This is a genomic window from Sinorhizobium sp. FG01 (assembly GCF_002531875.1).
GTDB lineage: Bacteria > Pseudomonadota > Alphaproteobacteria > Rhizobiales > Rhizobiaceae > Sinorhizobium > Sinorhizobium fredii_C.
The window spans coordinates 1-526 of sequence record NZ_NWTB01000074.1; the positions used below are offsets into that span (position 1 = coordinate 1).

The following is a 526-nucleotide window of genomic DNA, read 5'->3' on the forward strand; positions in this document are numbered from 1 at the left end:
AATCGCTGCGCCAGTTTGAAAGCGCTGAGCGAGCATAGGTCAGTGACGAGAAGAGGGTTTCATTCAAGAGCTCGTCTCGCAGCCGCCCATTGAAGCTTTCGATGAAGGCATTCTGGATCGGCTTACCGGGCGCGATGTAGTGCCAATCGACCTTGATCCGGTCCGTCCATTGCAGGATCGCGTTGCTGGTGAACTCGCTGCCATTATCACTGACGATCATCCTGGGCTTGCCGCGCTCCTCGATGATCCGATCCAGCTCACGGGCAACGCGCAGACCGGAAAGCGATGTATCCGCGACGAGCGCCAGGCATTCCCTCGTGCAATCGTCGACGACCGTTAGAACCCGGAACCTGCGTCCATCGGTGAGTTGATCCGACACGAAGTCGAGCGACCAACGATCATTGGTGGCCATCGGGATCAGCATCGGTGCTCGTGTGCCTATCGCTCGCTTGCGACCGCCGCGCTTGCGCACCGTCAGCTTCTCCTCCCGATAGAGCCGGAAGAGCTTCTTGTGGTTCACAAGGTG

Annotated in this window: 1 protein-coding gene; it reads right to left on the reverse strand. The window is 58.7% G+C overall.

From position 1 onward, the window contains the following. Positions 1–526: DDE-type integrase/transposase/recombinase (locus tag CO656_RS29560; RefSeq protein ID WP_144353255.1), on the reverse strand; the 526-nt coding region annotated here is incomplete at both ends.